This window comes from Streptomyces sp. NPDC026500 (assembly GCF_055567635.1).
On sequence record NZ_JBVHQB010000003.1, the window covers coordinates 428865 to 444320 of the forward strand.

The window sequence follows — 15456 nt, forward strand, 5'->3', positions numbered from 1 at the left end:
CAGCCGACTTCGGACCGAGATCATTCACGAGAAGGAATCCACCATGAGTGAAAAGCCGCTCGCCGGAATCAAGGTGATCGACTTCACCGGCGTCCAGGCCGGTCCCGCGTGCACGCAGATGCTCGCCTGGTTCGGCGCCGACGTCATCAAGGTCGAGCGCGTCGGCGGAGGTGACGTGACGCGCCGTCAACTCCGTGACATCCCCGACCTCGACGCCCTCTACTTCACCATGCTGAACAGCAACAAGCGGTCCCTGGCCATCGACACCAAGTCCCCCGAGGGCAAGGAGGTCATGGAGAAGCTGATCCGTGAGGCCGACCTGCTGGTGGAGAACTTCGCGCCGGGTGCCATGGACCGGATGGGCCTCGGCTGGGACCACATCCACGCGCTCAACCCACGCCTGATCTTCGGCTCCGTCAAGGGCTTCAACGACGACTCCAAGTGGAACGACCTCAAGGTCTACGAGAACGTCGCCCAGGCCGCCGGTGGCGCCGCGTCCACCACCGGGTTCTGGGACGGACCGCCCACCATCAGCGGCTCGGCGCTCGGCGACAGCAACAGCGGAATGCACCTGATGATCGGTCTGCTGACGGCGATCATCCAGCGCAACGCGACCGGGCTCGGCCAGAAGGTCTCGGTGTCCATGCAGGACGCCGTGCTCAACCTCACCCGGGTCAAGCTGCGCGACCAGCAGCGCCTGGAGCGCGTCGGCTACCTGGAGGAGTATCCGCAGTACCCGAACGGCGAGTTCGGCGACGCGGTGCCGCGCGGGGGCAACGCGGGCGGCGGTGGACAGCCGGGCTGGGTCCTGAAATGCAAGGGCTGGGAGACCGACCCCAACGCCTACATCTACTTCACCGTCCAGGAACAGAACTGGGTCCGCACCTGCGAGGCCATCGGCCGGCCGGAGTGGGCCGAGGACCCGGAGTACGACACCGCCCTGGCGCGCCAGCCGCACATCATGGACATCTTCGGCGAGATCGAGAAGTGGCTGGCGGACAAGACCAAGTACGAGGCGGTGGACATCCTGCGCACCTTCGAGGTGCCGTGCGCGCCCGTGCTCAGCATGAAGGAGCTCGCCGAGGACCCCGACATGCGCAGGAGCGGCACGATCGTCGAGGTCGAGCAGAAGGAGCGCGGCACCTATCTGACGGTGGGCAGCCCGATCAAGTTCTCCGGATTCAAGCCCGAGATCACCGGCGCGCCACTGCTCGGCGAGCACACCGACGAGGTGCTCGCGGACCTCGGATACGACGCGGACGCCATCCGCAAGCTGCACGAGGGGAAGGTCGTCGCCTGACGCCGACGCCCGACTGCCTCGCACTCCCAAGTGCCCTGCACGCCCAAGTGCCCCGCGAACGGCATCCGTTCGCGGGGCACTAGGGCGTTGAGGTTGAGGGAGTCACGCGTCCGCCGCCTGGCGGCGCGGCAACCGTCGGTCACACGGTCACGAGCCCGAGTGTCAGACGGTCACACGCCCCGAGCCGACGCGTTCAGACGGTGGCGCGGTCTGCGCCGGCCTCGGACCGCCGCCGCATCATCTCCCGCTCCCGGGCCCGCCGCGCGGTGACGTCCCGGATGACGGCCCCCACGTACGGGGAGCCGTCGGGCCCGGCCAGCAGTACGACGCTGAACTCGATGGACAGCGTCCTGCCGTCCGCCGCCAGCGCGGGAACCGTCAGGAGGTCGGCCTCGCCGTACTTGGTGGCGCCGTTCTCCATGGCCGTGCGGAAGCCGTCCCAATGACGACGGCGGTGCTTCTCCGGGATGATGACGTCCAGGCTGCGGCCGTCCGCCTCGGCCGCCGAGAACCCGAAGATGCGCTCGGCGCCCCCGTTCCAGTAGCGGATCAGGTTGTCACGGTCGACGATCACTACTCCGTCGGGTGCCTGGTCGGCCATGCCCAGGATCACTGCGGGATCGAGCTTGTCCATGTCGCCTCCGAACCGGGGCCATTGGTGGCGACAGTATACAGAATCCAGTTGTCGGTGATCCATGTCGGGACGCGGCGAAGTCCGGTCCCTATGTGGCGTGTTGGGGTCGGCGCACACCCCGGAACCGTCCGGAATCGAGCAGGGTGAGGGGTACGTCCGGTGTCAGCGGGGGGTGTGGACCCCGTCCAGCGCCACCGACAGGACGCGGTCGCGCTGGGCGTCGTCCAGGAAGTTCGTCGCCGTGATTCCGGCGACCATGCGCAGCAGGTCGTCGAAGTCCATGTCGGCCCGCGCCTCGCCCGTCTTCTGTGCGCGCTCGAAGAGGGGGCCGCCGGCCGCGTACATCGATTCCCGGCAGGCCAGGAAGATCTCCGACTCGTCGTTGAGGGCCTCGCGGATGGCCCGCTTCGTGACCGTGTAGTCCACGAAGCGGCGCAGCCATGACGTCAGGGCCGCCCATGGCTCCTGGTCGGCGACCTCCTCGGCGACCCGGCACAGATTGTCGACCTCGCCCGCGTAGACGCTCTCGAAGAGATGGCGGCGGGTCGGGAAGTTCCGGTACAGCGTGCCGATGCCGACGCCCGCGCGACGGGCGACGTCCTCCAGGGATGCCTCCGCGCCGCTCTCCGCGAACGCCTCGCGGGCGGCCGCCAGCAGCGCGTCGTAGTTGCGGGCCGCGTCCTTACGGTGCGGGCGCCGGGACGCGACGATCTCGCTGACGGGGAACGGCTGTGCCGTCACTGCTGCCTCCCGGCTGGATCCAGGTTGAAGCGGAGGTGTGCCTCCGCTACAGTGGAGGGGTACCTCCACTTTACCAGTCGGGGTGCGTTCGGCGTGGACGCGTGCGGCCGCACGCGCAGCCGACGCGTTCGTACCCCCGTCAGTCAGTCAGTCAGTCAGCCAGCCAGTCAGCCCGTCAGGCCGTCCTCGACTACGGCGGGCCGTGCGTCGACGGCACAGCGCAGCCCCGCCCCCGACCGTTCACTCGGCGACGTCCATTCAGCGAACGCCCACTCGGTGACCGTCCATTCAGCGACCGTCCATTCCGCGACCGCCCATTCCGCGACCGCCCTCGCGACCGTCGGCGTGCCCGGCGCTGCGCGCGATCCAGCCAGCCCGCCCCATCCCGCCCATCCCGTACGACCGTGGCCCGACGACCTCGGCCGCATCCTGTCCGGAGAGGCTTTTCATGCCCCGCACGTCCACCCGCCTCACCTTCGCGGTCCTCGCGACCGGTGCCGGTGTGTTCGCCATGCTGCAGTCGCTGATCGCGCCGGCCCTGCCGACCGTCCAGCACGCGATGCACACCTCTCAGTCCACCGCGACCTGGGTGATGACCGCCTATCTGCTGTCCGCCTCGATCTTCACGCCCATCCTCGGCCGGGTCGGCGACCTGATCGGCAAGAAGCGCACCCTCGTCGCCGTTCTCCTGACCGTCCTGGCCGGCTGTCTGCTCGCCGCGCTCGCGCCCACCATCGGCGTACTGATCGTCGCCCGGGTCGTGCAGGGCGTCGGCGGAGCCCTGTTCCCGCTGTCCTTCGGCATCATCCGGGACGAGTTCACCGCGTCCCAGGTGAGCGGCAGCATCAGCAACCTGTCCGCGGTGATCGCCGCCGGCGGGGGAGTCGGCATGGTGGCGGCCGGTCCGATCGTGACCGCGCTCGACTACCGCTGGTTGTTCTGGATCCCCGTCGGCGTCGTCGCGGTCACCGCGCTGATCGCCCTGCGCTACGTCCCAGAGTCGCCCAACCGCGCCCAGGGTCAGGTCAATTGGCTCGGCGCCGCGCTGCTGTCGGGCTGGCTGGTTGCCCTTCTGCTGCCGCTCAGCCAGGCGAGTCACTGGGGCTGGGGATCGGGCAAGGTGATCGGCCTGTTCGCCGCGGCCGTGCTGCTCTTCGCGCTCTGGCTGCGCTCCGAGGCCCGCTCCCGCAGCCCGCTCATCGACCTGCGCATCATGCGGCTGCCCGCCGTGTGGACCACCAACGCCGCCGCGCTGCTGTTCGGCGCGGGCATGTACGCGATCTGGTCCTTCCTCCCCGGGTTCGTCCAGACCCCGAGTGCGGCCGGCTACGGCTTCGGCGCGAGCGTGACCGCTGCCGGGCTGCTCATGCTGCCGATGCTGATCGCGATGTTCTGCTCGGGCGTGCTGAGCGGTCGGCTGGAGCCCGTCCTCGGCGCCAAGAAACTGCTGGTCGCCGGTGCGGCGCTCGGCGCGGTCGCCTGCGGGTTCCTCGCTCTCTGGCACGACCGGCCGTGGCAGGTCGCGTTCGCGGCGGGTGTCTTCGGCCTCGGTATCGGACTCGCGTTCGCCGCGATGGCCAACCTCATCGTCGGCAGCGTCCCGGCCGAACAGACCGGCGCCGCGACCGGGATGAACGCCAACATCCGCACCATCGGCGGGTCCATCGGCGCCGCGGTGACGAGCGTCCTGGTGACCGGCCGGCTCCAGTCCTCCGGCCTGCCGTACGAGTCCGGGTACACCCACGGGTTCACCCTGCTCGCCCTGCTCTGCCTGGCCGCCGCACTGGCCGCACTCCTCGTCCCCGCCCGGCGCGCGGTACGACTCTCCGGCGCGCCGCGGGCTTCGGGACGCACCACGAGCGGCGATGCCGATGCCGACGCCAATGTCGATGGCGCTTCCGGTTCCGTTGCGACGACCGACGCCGAGGCCGTCGCGCCGGGCGCCCGGAGCTGACGGGGCCGACGGGAACGACGGGGGCACGGGGCGGCCCAGGGACGGGGGCGGCACCGGCTCTGTTTCGGTGCCGCCCCCGTCCCTGGGCGGTCCTGAAGTCCGGCGCTGCTCCCGGCCGGACTGGCTTCGCCGACCGAAGTCGCTAGCCGTCGCCGGTGAGTTCCGTGAACTCGTCGAGCAGCGCCGCCGCCTCCGTCACATCGTCCGTGAGGGGGCGGTCCCGCATGTCGGGGTCCAGCGCCGCCGCCGCGCGGACGTAGGCGCGGCCGGCCGGGGTGTCCGGATCGGGCGGCGTGCCGCGCAGCCGCAACGCCCGTACGGCGGCCACGAGTTCGCAGGCCAGGACCAGCCGGTACGCCTGCGCCAGCCGCAACGACTTGCGGGCCGCCTGGGTCGCGAACGTCGCCGCCTCCTCCATGCCCTGGGACAGCACCACGTGCCCGAGCGCGGCCGGAGCGGCGCACGCCTGTATCTCGGCGAGGGCGGAGGCGGCGCTGTATTCAAGGATCATCATTCCTGACCCGGCCGAGGACTCGTCGGCCAAGTAGGAGCGCAGACCCGTGAGTTCGGGTCGGCCGAGGGCGGACAGCCGGGCCGCCGACAGGCGGGCGGTGCCGAGCACGGCGAGGCCCAGTTGGTCGAGCGCGAGAGTGAGCGGCGCCGTGAAGAAGCCGCCGTGGTGCCGTGCGACGGGAGCGCCCGTGGTCTCGTCCCAGCCGATGAGAGGGTTCTCGGTGGCGGAGTTGAGATCGATCGACAGCACCCGCTCCAGGCCGGACCAGGCTTCGATCGCGGGGCCGTGAGCCTGTGGGAAGCAGCGGAAGCCGAAGGGGTCCTGCACCCGCGCCGGCACTCCGCTCGGCGGACCGGGTACGGCCGTTCCGCTCCCGGCCGTCACGCCGAGCAGTTCCCGGACGTGGGCCGCCACCTGTGCGATCGCCGGGTGCGGATGGGCCGCGTGGACCTCGGGCGCGTACGACTCGAGGGAGCCACCCACCGCGTGCAGGGAGAGCGCGGCCACCTGATGCGCGGCGCGGAGCGGGATGCGGAGGTCGTGACAGGCGAGCGCGGACTGTCCGAGGGTGAGGGCGTTGCTGCTCAACAGGGCCAGTGCATCCCCGCGGTGCAGGGGCAGGCTCTCGGGGAACGGGCCGTTGGCGAGCGGTCCCTCGGGGAGGGAACTCGCGGAGCCCGCGCGGTCCCGTACCCAGCTGCCGTGTCCGAAGAGGGCGAGCCCCAGCTGGGCCAGCGCCGTCAGATCGCCGGTGCCCACGGACCCGTACTCGGGAACCCGGGGATGCACTCCCGCCCGGAGCGCGCCCGTGACGGCCACCGCGATCTCCGGGCCCAACCCCGATCCCCCGGCGAGGAGTTGGTTGGCGCGCACCACCATCATCGCGCGGACGTGGCGTGCCGGCAGGGGTTCGCCCACGCCGCCCGCGTGACTCAGCAGCAGCCGCAGGTCATGGCCGACGCCGTCGTGTTCCTCGACGACGAGCCCCCGGTGCGCTCCGACGCCGGTACTGCGCCCGTAGACCCGAGCACCCTCGGCGGCCAGCCGGTGCGCGGCGCGCCGGGTGCGCTCCATCGCCTCAAGTGCCGCCGGATGCGGGAAGGGCGGCATCGCTCCGTCGGCGATCCGGGCCACCGTCGCGGCATCGAGACCCCGGCCGTGGAGGGCGGCGCCGGGCTGTGCGGTGCCGCCGGCCGGGCCGCCGGTGGACACGTCCGCGTCGGCCGTGCGCTTGAGCATGACGGACGTTCACTCCTTGGCCGTTCGCCGTCGGAAGGCCGGGCCGGGGGATGGACCCCCGGCCCGCAGGCACCCGTCAACCGGCTGCCGGCATCGACGTCAGCCGAGTTTCGCCGAGGCCAGCCAGTTCTTCGCCACGTCCAGCGGGTCCTTGTTGCCGTTTTGCACCTCGCTGTTGAGCTTCACGAGGGCTTCGGTGTCGAGTTTCGCCGAGAGGTCATTGAGGACGGAAACTCCGGCCGCCGGCAGATCGCTCTTGTATGTCAGCGGAGTTACGTTCTCGAATCCGAAAAGATTCTTGGGATCCTGCAGCACGACAAACTTGTTCTTGCTGATTCCGGGGTCCGTCGTGAAGATGTCCGCGGCCTGGATGTTGTTACCCTTCAGGGCCGCCACCGTGAGCGGACCGCCCGCGTCCAGTGCCTTGAAGCTCTTGAAATCGAGACCGTAGACGGACTTCAGGCCCTTGAGACCCTGCTGCCGGGTCTGGAACTCGGGGGACCCTCCGATGACCAGGTCCTTCGCCGCCTCGGTGAGGTCGGTGATGGTCGACTTGGCCGTGAGGTTGTACTTCTTCGCCGTGGCCTCGTTGAGGGCGATCGCGTCCTTGTCCTGGGCCTTCGACGGAATCAACAGGGAGAGCTTCGGGTCGAGTTTGGCCGATATGGCCTGGCTGGTCTCGTCGACGGACGTCGGAGCGGCCTTGGCGTCCAGGTACGCGAGCAGTGCGCCGTTGTACTCCGGCAGGACCGTGATCGTTCCGTTCTTGATCAGGCCGTACGTGGTCTCGCGACTGCCGATGTTCAGCTTGTAACTGACCTTGATGCCCTTGGCCTTGAGGGCCTCGCCGTAGATGTCGGCGAGCAGGATGCTCTCGGGGAAGTTGTTGGAACCGACAACGACCGTACCGCCCTTGGCGGCATCACCCGCCAAGGGGTCTTTGTTGGCCGAGTCGTTGGAGGAACCGCAGCCCGTCAGCGCGGCCGCGGCTACAACCAGCAGGGAAACAGCGTAGGTTGCGGAGGTTCGAGTGCTTCTGGCGATGGTCACGTTGTTCATCCAGACTTGGCAATCGGTGGGGCGGTGGTGGCCGGTGGGCACGGGTGGTGACGGTCCTGACGATCCAATCGAGCCGCCTCAACTACCGTCAAGACACGAATAGATCACCGATGGGGACCGTACAGCTTCAGTCCGTAGGCGCAACGTGACCGAAATCCGAGCGAACCAGGCGTCTGTGCGTGGCACTTTTCGGTTGATCATGGCCGTACTCTTACGGCAGCCGCTAGTGTTGGCCGCGTCGAGGGCCCCCTTCCACTTGTCGGCCCGATCGCGCTGTTCGTGACCTTTGATCCACGCAGGCCTGTCTATGGGCTTCCAACGGGGAATGAAGTCAAGGAGGTTGGGTGCCCGCGCACAGAAAAGCCGACTCGGGGCAGCCGTCCATGGCTCTTCGGACCGGCCGGACACCATCTCCGCTGGACCGTTGGCCTTTCCGCCGGAAACTCAATGTTCTGGTGATCGTGCCGCTCGCCGTCATCTCCGCGATGCTCGCCTACGTCGTCTCCGGTGAAATGGACCGGGCCCGGTCCGCCGCCGATACCGCCCAACTCGTGCGGGACAGCGCGCAGGTGACCAAGCTCATCGACGCCGTGCAGACCGAGCACCGGCAGGCACTCCTGGTCTCCCTGCGCTACGAGGCGGCCCGCTCGGGGGAGAGCCCGCCCGACACCGCCGCCTATCTGGCCGCGCAGGAGAAGGTCGGTACCCGCATCGAAGCCGTCCGGTCCGCCTACAGCGACCGGCTGCCCGAGGGCGAGGCCCAGGCTCTGAAGGAGCTGGAGGGCCTGGACAGCCTCCGCAAGACGGTCGAGCAGGGGCCGATCCCCGCCGACAACATCGACCCGGCGTACGGATCGGTGATCGAAGGCCTCATCGACGGTCTCGGTCTCGGCCGGTCGGGCAGTGAGTCCTCCGCGTCCGCGGGCAATCTGCTCGACGCCCTGCTGCGCGCCGACACCGCCCACGCCTCCTTCGAGACCAGCGTCTTCGCCGCCCGCACCCGCGACGCGAACGCGCTCATCGAGTTCACCGGCGCCGTCGGCGACTACGACCAGTACACCTACCAGGCCGAGCGGTTCACCCGGTTCGCCGGCTCGGAACAGGGCACCGACCTCGCCGAGATCGAGCACAGCCCGTACCAGAGCGTCATCACCCAGCACTGGGCCGCGCTCCAGGTCGACACCGGCGCGCTGGTCGCCGAGGACGCGACGGAGCTGCGTACCGCGCTCGACGACGCGCTGCGCGCCGGTCCCACCTATGAGCGGCAGGCCGACAACCGGCTGAAGATCGTCCAGTCGCTGATCGGCCGGATCGCCGCGGACGCCCAGTCCGCGTCGAACGTCGCCTGGTGGCGGGTGGTCTGGCTGATCGCCGGCAGCCTGCTCGCCTTCGCCGCCTGGCTGCTGTTCTCCGTGCTGACCCGCCGGTCCGTGGTACGGACCGTACGCACCCTCACGGCGGCGGCCCAGCATGTGGCCGGCGCCGCGGAGAGTGAGCTTGCCCGGGTCGCGGACGACGACGCCGACGACGCGAGCCCGCCGCGGCTGGAAGCCGTTCCGGTGCCGGTGCGCGACGAGATCGGTGAACTGGCCGAAGCGTTCAACCAGGTTCAGGTCACCGCGAGCGCGCTGCTGGCACGCCAGGTCGTCAGCCGGCGCAACATCGCCGAGATGTTCGGCAACGTCGGCCGCCGGGTCAGTAACCTGACGGCACGTCAACTCGCCCTGATCGACTCGGTGGAGCGCGGCGAGACCGACCCGGAAGTGCTGGACCGGCTGTACCGCATCGACCACATCGCCGTCCGTCTCCAGCGCAACGCCGACAGCCTCATGCTGCTCGCCGGGATCAGTGAGACCGGCCTCAACACCGAACCGATGCGGCTCAGCAACCTCGTCCGCGCCGCGCTCGGCCAGATCGAGGGCTACCAGCGCGTCACCCCGCACGCCGAGGGCGATGTCACCGTCGTCCCCGACATCGTGGGCGACCTGACACTGATGCTCGCCGAACTCCTCGAGAACGCCGTGATGTTCTCCCCGGCGACCAGTGGCGTCGAAGTCGTCCTGCGGCCCCGGCACGGAGAGGGCGGAGCCCTCGTCGAGATCATCGACCACGGCCTCGGCATGAGCCCCGAGCGGCTGGAACAGGAGAACGCCCGGCTGATCCGGCGCGAACGCCTCGACCTGGCGCCGACGGAGGTCCTCGGCCTGTTCGTGGTCGGCGGCCTGTCCCGGCGCTGGGGCATCGAGGTCGTCCTGTCCCGCACCCCGGGCGGCGGCGTCACCGCCACCGTCGCGGTGCCCATGTCCCACCTCGTGCTCGGCGACCCGGGCCCCTCGGTGGCGCGGGCCGCGAGCATCCAGCCGCCCGCGCGCCGCTCCGGCCCGAGCGAGCCGCGCCCGGCGCGGGTCGAGGCGCCGCCCGGAGCGGCGGGCCTGCCCCGCAGGGTGCCCGCGTGGTCCCAGAGCGCCGAGTCCCCCGGCCACGCCCGCCGTTCGGAAGCGGCGACGGACACCGGCGCCGAGCGCGCGACGACGCACGGCGGCCCCCGGCCCGGCACCGGAGCCGATTCGGCACCCACGGGCCCGGCGCGGTCCGGCGACGCCGGTCCGCTGCGCCGCCGGGTGCGCGGGGCGACCCTGTCGGCCGGCACGGCGTCGAGCCGGCTGCCGAGGCCCAAGGAGCCCCCGACCCACCGTAGACCGCCCTCCTGGCAGCCCACTGACGCCGAGGCGGCGCGCTCCGAGCTCGACGAGTTCGAGGCCGCTGTCCTGCGGGCCGATCGCGAGAGCGCGGCCGAGAACCATCCGACCGTGGCGACCCGGCAGGGCGGCAGGCCCGACGGCCGGACCGAACCCGACACCCAGTACAGAAGACCCTCTTCCCCGGAAGGCATGAGCACGTGACCATGTGGACAGGCGAGCCGGAGTCCCGGACAGCGGAACCCGCGGCGGACGTGAAGACCGCCGCCGCCGACTTCAACTGGCTGCTCAATCGATTCGCCACCGAGACAGCCGGGGTCGTCGACGTGATCGGTGTCTCCTCCGACGGACTGCTCATCGCGGTCTCCCAACTGCGCGGCCAGGCCGACTCCGAGCGGCTCGCGGCGATCGTCTCCGGAATCACCAGCCTCGCCATGGGCGCCTCCGGCAACTACGGCCTCGGCAGCCTCAACAAGGTCATCATCGACCTCGAGGAAGGGCACGTCCTGGTGTCCGCCCTCGGCGCGGGAGCGGTGCTCGGGGTGGTCGCCTCGAAGGAGGCGAAGCTCGGCAACATCGCGTACGAGATGACGCTCTTCGCCAACCGGGCCGGCGCGGTGCTGAGCCCGCAGTTGGTGATGGAGCTGAAGAACACCGTGGGCATCGCACCGACCGGTTGACGTCCGACGGTGCGTCACATGACCGGTGACGCCCGGCGAGGTGAAGGGGGAGGACGTGATGACGTCCGGCGAGCCATTGGCCGGCGGCGACGCCGAATGGGGAGTGGAGCGCCCAGCCTCGGTCGTCCGGCCGTTCCTGCTGACCGCGGGGCGGATCGCCGGGGGAGACAGTCTCGTACCGCCGATCCCGATCGAGACACAGGTGGTGGCCACCGATGTGGGGCTGGCGGCGCTGGACGCCTTCGTCTTCGACCAGCACCGCGACATCATCACGGTCTGCCGTGAGCCGCAGTCGCTCGCGGAGATCGCGGCGAAACTCCGGATGCACTTGAATGTGATCCGGGTACTCGCCGACGATCTGCGCGCCGACGGTCAACTGGCCCTGTACGCACCGCAGGTCCACTCCAACCGCGATGTCACCGTTCTGCGAAGGGTTATCGATGGTCTCCGAGCTATCCCCGACTCCAGGGGCGCGATACGTGAGGGCTGACGACGAGCGGCCCCGGCCGCCGCTGCCGGTGAAGATGGTGATCGCGGGCGGCTTCGGCGTGGGCAAGACCACGACGGTGGGGGCCATTTCCGAGATCGAGCCGCTGACCACCGAGGCGTCCATCACCTCGGTCGCCGCCGGCGTCGACGACCTCACCCACACCCCGGAGAAGGTGACGACGACCGTCGCCATGGACTTCGGCTGTGTCACCCTCGACCCGACCCTGAAGCTCTACCTGTTCGGCACGCCCGGCCAGGAGAGGTTCGGCTTCATGTGGGACGACCTCGTCGAGGGCGCGCTCGGCGGGCTCGTCATCGTCGACACCCGACGCCTCGACGACTGCTACGCGGCCGTCGACTACTTCGAGCACCGCGAGATCCCCTTCGCGGTGGCGGTCAACGCCTTCGACGGCAAACTCGAACACGATCTGGACGAAGTACGGTGGGCCCTCGACGTCGCCGACCATGTCCCGCTGACCGTGTTCGACGCCCGCGACCGGGGTTCCGTACGAGACGCGCTGCTCGTGGTCCTCGAACACGCCCTGGCGAGGGCCGAACGCTGAGGCCGGCCGAAGGCACCCTCGGTGCCCGGTTGATCGGCGTCGTTCGAGGGCCGCTGGGGTAGCGCTCTTCGGGCGGCTCGACTCCCGGAGTCCTAAAGGCGATCACCCATGAAGCTCCGCCCCGCGACCGCTCGTTCCGATGCCGCCAGGCAGAGGGTCTGGCGGCTTCCGGTCGCCGATGCCGTACGGGGGTACCGGGCCCTTTCGTGGAGTGTCGGGCCCGCCGGTGAGCTCGAACACTCACGGCCGGGCGATCTGGGCTCCCGCGGGACGGCTACCCGACCACCCGCTGGAAGGCTGCACCGCCGCGACCGAGGACGAACAGGTATGGCTCGTCCGGTACCCCGGCAGCAGCAGAGGCGGCACCTACCTGACGCGGATCACTCCGTCCACCGGCGATGTGGCCAACTACCTCAGCCCCGTCCCCCGACCGGACGGATTCGCGGTCCGCGGCAACCGGGCGGTACTCACCCGCCGGAACCACAACAAGCGGTCCGTCGAGCTCGTACACGCCGAGTTGGACGGCACGACCTGCGCAGTGACCAGTCGTCGCCGGCTTCGCGTGCCCGGCCGAGTCGTCCTGCGCTGCGGCCAGGGCCGCGACGGCTCCCTCTGGCTCCGCACCGGTGACACCTGGCTGCGCATCGAGGCGTGAACACCCGAATACGTCCCAGCCCGCACACCACAAGAACGACACCGAGGGAGAACGTGTGAACAGACCGGCCCCGCGCCACGCCCCCGTCCTGTACGCGATGTCCGCGACCTGCGCGGCCATAGGCGCCCTGCTGTGGGTGCGCGGCCGGAGCAGCTCGCCCCCAGGGTCTACGCGGCCTTCCTGGCTGCCGACAGTTACACCCCGTCGACCTGGCGGGTGTGGTCCCGGGCAGTGCCCGACGAACGTCTTGGCCTGTACCTCGTCGCGGCCGGGCTGGTGCTGGCCGTGGCGGCGCGTCTGATCTCCGTCCGGCGGGGCTGAGCGGCGCAGGGTTCTGCCGAGTGGGGCGTGTTCCGGAAGCGGGGACGGCCCGAGGCCGTCCCCGCAGCGGGCCTGGGCGGCCGGGCGCTACGCGGCCCGGCGTCTGCGTACGCCGGGGGAGACCGCCAGCTTGCCGAGGGCCCAGAACAGCACCAGGAAGAGCAGCGCGAGGAGGGCCGTGAGGGCCGCTCCGCCGACCACCTTCTCGTAGTTGTGCTGGTACAGACCGTCCAGGATGTACCGGCCGACCCCGCCGAGGGACACATAGGCGGCGATCGTCGCCGTCGAGACGATCTGGATCGTCGCCGAGCGCAGCCCGCTGAGGATCAGCGGCAGCGCCGCCGGGACCTCGACCTGGAACAGGATCTGCGGCTCCGGCATGCCCATGCCGCGGGCGGCGTCGACGGGGGAGGGGTCCACGGTGCGGATCGCCTCGTAGGTGGTGATGAGGATCGGCGGGATCGCCAGCACCACGAGCGGGATCATCACGGGCACGATGCCGAGACCCAGCCAGACGAACATCAGGACCAGCAGACCGAAGGTCGGCAGCGCGCGGGCGCCGGTGGCCAGAAAGGCCAGCGCGTTGCCGCCCCGCCCGGTGTGTCCGGTGATCAGACCGACCGGCAGACCGATGGCCGCGGCGATCGCGAGGGCCGCGGCCGTGTACTGGATGTGCTCCCACACGCGCTGCGGGATGCCGTCGTAGCCGTGCCAGTGGGAGCCGTCGCTGAAGAAGGACTGCATGAAGTGGAGTACGTTCACGACACGCCCTCCGGGGTGCGGGCGGCGGCGTCCGCGGGAGTGGCCCCGGAGCGCTCGGCCGCGCGGCCGGACGGCGGCTCCCAGGGAGTGAGGACCCGCCGCAGCAGGACCAGCAGGGCGTCGATCACGACCGCGAGGACGGCGGTGGTGACCACCGCGGTCACGGCGAGCCGGGGGAGGCCGTACAACTGCGCGTAGGTCAGCAGATTTCCGAACGCCCCTTGGTTGCCGATCAGCGCGCCGACGCTCACCAGGCTGATGCTGGAGGCGACGGCCACCCGCAGTCCGGCCATGATCGCCGGTACGGCGATGGGCAGTTGGACCTGGAAGTAGCGGCGCGCGAGGCCGATGCCCATGGCCGAGGCGGCTGCGTTCGTCTCCTCGGGCACCGAGCTGATGCCGTCGACGACCGCCGGTACGAGCACGACCAGGCTGTACACGCACAGCGGGATCATCACGGTCAGCTGGCTCAGCCCGGTGTAGTCGATGAGCACCACGAAGAAGGCGATGGAGGGGATCGCGTAGAGCACCGTCGAGGTCCACAGCACCGGCCCGTAGAGCCACTCGTAGTGGACGCACAGCAGTCCGATCGGCAGGGCCAGCAGCAACCCGGCCAGCACGGGGACGAGCGCCTCCTGAAGATGGAGGACGATCAGGCTGACATAGCTGTGCTGGATGGCGCTCGGTATGTCGAAGAACCCGTTCATCGCCCGGCCTTCGCCGGCGACGTCTCCTGCGGGGCGTCCGTCGCCCGTCGCTGCCGGGCCAGCCGGATCGCCGCGGCGACCGTCTCCTGCCCGGCGACCCCGAGCACCTGCCCGGAGGCGTCGACGGCGACCGCCCGACCCGTCGGCGACAGCACGGCCCGGTCCAGGGCGACCCGCAGCGAGTCGCGTCCCACCTCGAAACTCGGGCCGTACGGTTCGAGGTCCTTGATGTCTCCGTCCCAGGTGCCGGGGTCGGCCCAGCCGAGCGGCGTGCCGTCGGCGTCGGTCACCAGGACGGGCGTCCCTTCGGGATCGCGTCCGGCGATCTCCCGCCAGTCGGAGCCGACGGGGAAGACCCGGGAGCGGTCGAGTTCGAGATCGCGGGTGGAGAGGAACGACAGCCCGCGGATGCCCCGGTCGGCGCCGAGGAACTGCTCGACGAACGGATCGGCCGGCGACGAGAGGATCTCGTCGGGGGTGGCGAACTGGGCGAGCTTGCCGCCGGTGCGCAGCACGGCGATGCGGTCGCCGATGGTGATCGCCTCGTCCATGTCGTGGGTGACGAACACGATGGCCTTGCCCAGTTCGCCCTGGATGCGCAGCAACTCCTCCTGCAGGCCCCGCCGGACGACCGGGTCGACCGCGGAGAACGGCTCGTCCATGAGCAGGACGGGCGGGTCCGCCGCCAACGCGCGGGCGACGCCGACCCGTTGCTGCTGACCGCCGGAGAGCTGGTACGGATAGCGGCGGGCCATGGCCGGATCGAGGCCGACCCGTTCCATCAGTTCCGCCGCGCGGTCCCGGGCGCGCTGCTTGGACCAGCCGAGCAGCCGGGGAACGGTGGCGATGTTGTCGAGGATCGTCCGGTGCTGGAAGAGACCGGCGTTCTGGATGACGTAACCCATGGAGCGGCGCAGGGCGTTGACCGGGCGGCTCCGGATGTCCTCGCCGTCGACCCGGATCGTGCCGCTGCTCGGCTCGATCATGCGGTTGATCATGCGGAGCGTGGTGGTCTTGCCGCAGCCCGAAGGTCCGACGAGAACGGTGATGGAGTGGTTCGGTATCTGGAGGGACAGGCGATCGACGGCCACCGTGCCGTCGGCGTATCGCTTGCTGACATCTTCGATGGCTATCAAGCG

Annotated in this window: 15 protein-coding genes; 8 read left to right on the forward strand and 7 right to left on the reverse strand. The window is 70.3% G+C overall.

The window, feature by feature from the left end:
* Positions 1-43: 43 nt before the first annotated feature.
* The gene (gene frc / locus ACZ4N5_RS07700) at positions 44-1300 is read left to right on the forward strand and encodes a formyl-CoA transferase (RefSeq protein ID WP_467756188.1); all 1257 of its coding nucleotides are present in this window, start codon (positions 44-46) and stop codon (positions 1298-1300) included.
* Positions 1301-1493: 193 nt separating this feature from the next.
* On the opposite strand, the gene ACZ4N5_RS07705 is transcribed toward frc, so the two are convergent.
* Together ACZ4N5_RS07705 and ACZ4N5_RS07710 are read right to left on the reverse strand one after the other, a co-directional pair.
* Entirely contained in the window at positions 1494-1934 is a 441-nt protein-coding gene (locus ACZ4N5_RS07705) for a PAS domain S-box protein (protein WP_467756189.1), read from the reverse strand.
* Between the two features lie 162 nt (positions 1935-2096).
* Entirely contained in the window at positions 2097-2675 is a 579-nt protein-coding gene (locus ACZ4N5_RS07710) for a TetR/AcrR family transcriptional regulator (protein WP_467756190.1), read from the reverse strand.
* A 448-nt stretch (positions 2676-3123) separates the two neighbouring features.
* On the opposite strand from ACZ4N5_RS07710, the gene ACZ4N5_RS07715 reads away from it, so the two are divergent.
* Complete coding sequence (locus ACZ4N5_RS07715; RefSeq protein ID WP_467756191.1) at positions 3124-4629, forward strand: MFS transporter; 1506 nt, start codon at positions 3124-3126, stop codon at positions 4627-4629.
* 142 nt (positions 4630-4771) lie between these two features.
* Here ACZ4N5_RS07715 and ACZ4N5_RS07720 read toward each other — a convergent pair whose 3' ends face one another.
* The gene (locus tag ACZ4N5_RS07720; RefSeq protein ID WP_467756192.1) at positions 4772-6382 is read right to left on the reverse strand and encodes an aromatic amino acid ammonia-lyase; all 1611 of its coding nucleotides are present in this window, start codon (positions 6380-6382) and stop codon (positions 4772-4774) included.
* Between the two features lie 99 nt (positions 6383-6481).
* Positions 6482-7441: an ABC transporter substrate-binding protein gene (locus ACZ4N5_RS07725; protein ID WP_467756193.1), complete on the reverse strand. Its 960-nt coding sequence runs from the start codon at positions 7439-7441 to the stop codon at positions 6482-6484.
* A 455-nt stretch (positions 7442-7896) separates the two neighbouring features.
* Between ACZ4N5_RS07725 and ACZ4N5_RS07730 the strand changes: the two genes are divergently transcribed.
* The 6 genes from ACZ4N5_RS07730 to ACZ4N5_RS07755 all read left to right on the forward strand — a co-directional run bounded on the left by ACZ4N5_RS07730 (position 7897) and on the right by ACZ4N5_RS07755 (position 12848).
* Complete coding sequence (locus ACZ4N5_RS07730; protein WP_467756194.1) at positions 7897-10344, forward strand: ATP-binding protein; 2448 nt, start codon at positions 7897-7899, stop codon at positions 10342-10344.
* A gap of 2 nt (positions 10345-10346) precedes the next feature.
* Entirely contained in the window at positions 10347-10820 is a 474-nt protein-coding gene (locus ACZ4N5_RS07735) for a roadblock/LC7 domain-containing protein (protein WP_355850068.1), read from the forward strand.
* Between the two features lie 58 nt (positions 10821-10878).
* Positions 10879-11310 carry a DUF742 domain-containing protein gene (locus ACZ4N5_RS07740; protein WP_467756195.1) on the forward strand — a complete coding sequence of 144 codons (432 nt, stop codon included), beginning with the start codon at positions 10879-10881 and terminating at the stop codon, positions 11308-11310.
* A complete protein-coding gene (locus ACZ4N5_RS07745) occupies positions 11261-11872 on the forward strand; it encodes a GTP-binding protein (protein WP_467756196.1) in 612 nt (203 codons plus the stop codon). The genes ACZ4N5_RS07740 and ACZ4N5_RS07745 overlap by 50 nt, the downstream gene beginning before the upstream one ends.
* Positions 11873-12098: 226 nt before the next feature.
* Positions 12099-12527: a hypothetical protein gene (locus tag ACZ4N5_RS07750; RefSeq protein ID WP_467756197.1), complete on the forward strand. Its 429-nt coding sequence runs from the start codon at positions 12099-12101 to the stop codon at positions 12525-12527.
* A 132-nt stretch (positions 12528-12659) separates the two neighbouring features.
* Complete coding sequence (locus ACZ4N5_RS07755; RefSeq protein ID WP_467756198.1) at positions 12660-12848, forward strand: hypothetical protein; 189 nt, start codon at positions 12660-12662, stop codon at positions 12846-12848.
* Between the two features lie 87 nt (positions 12849-12935).
* On the opposite strand, the gene ACZ4N5_RS07760 is transcribed toward ACZ4N5_RS07755, so the two are convergent.
* The 3 genes from ACZ4N5_RS07760 to ACZ4N5_RS07770 are packed head-to-tail and all read right to left on the reverse strand — an operon-like array spanning position 12936 to position 15453.
* On the reverse strand, positions 12936-13610 hold the full coding sequence (locus ACZ4N5_RS07760; RefSeq protein ID WP_467756199.1) for an ABC transporter permease: 675 nt from the start codon (positions 13608-13610) through the stop codon (positions 12936-12938).
* Positions 13607-14317: an ABC transporter permease gene (locus ACZ4N5_RS07765; protein ID WP_467756200.1), complete on the reverse strand. Its 711-nt coding sequence runs from the start codon at positions 14315-14317 to the stop codon at positions 13607-13609. The genes ACZ4N5_RS07760 and ACZ4N5_RS07765 overlap by 4 nt, the downstream gene beginning before the upstream one ends.
* A complete protein-coding gene (locus ACZ4N5_RS07770) occupies positions 14314-15453 on the reverse strand; it encodes an ABC transporter ATP-binding protein (protein ID WP_467756201.1) in 1140 nt (379 codons plus the stop codon). Before ACZ4N5_RS07770 ends, ACZ4N5_RS07765 begins: the two co-directional genes overlap by 4 nt.
* Between the last annotated feature and the right edge of the window lie 3 nt (positions 15454-15456).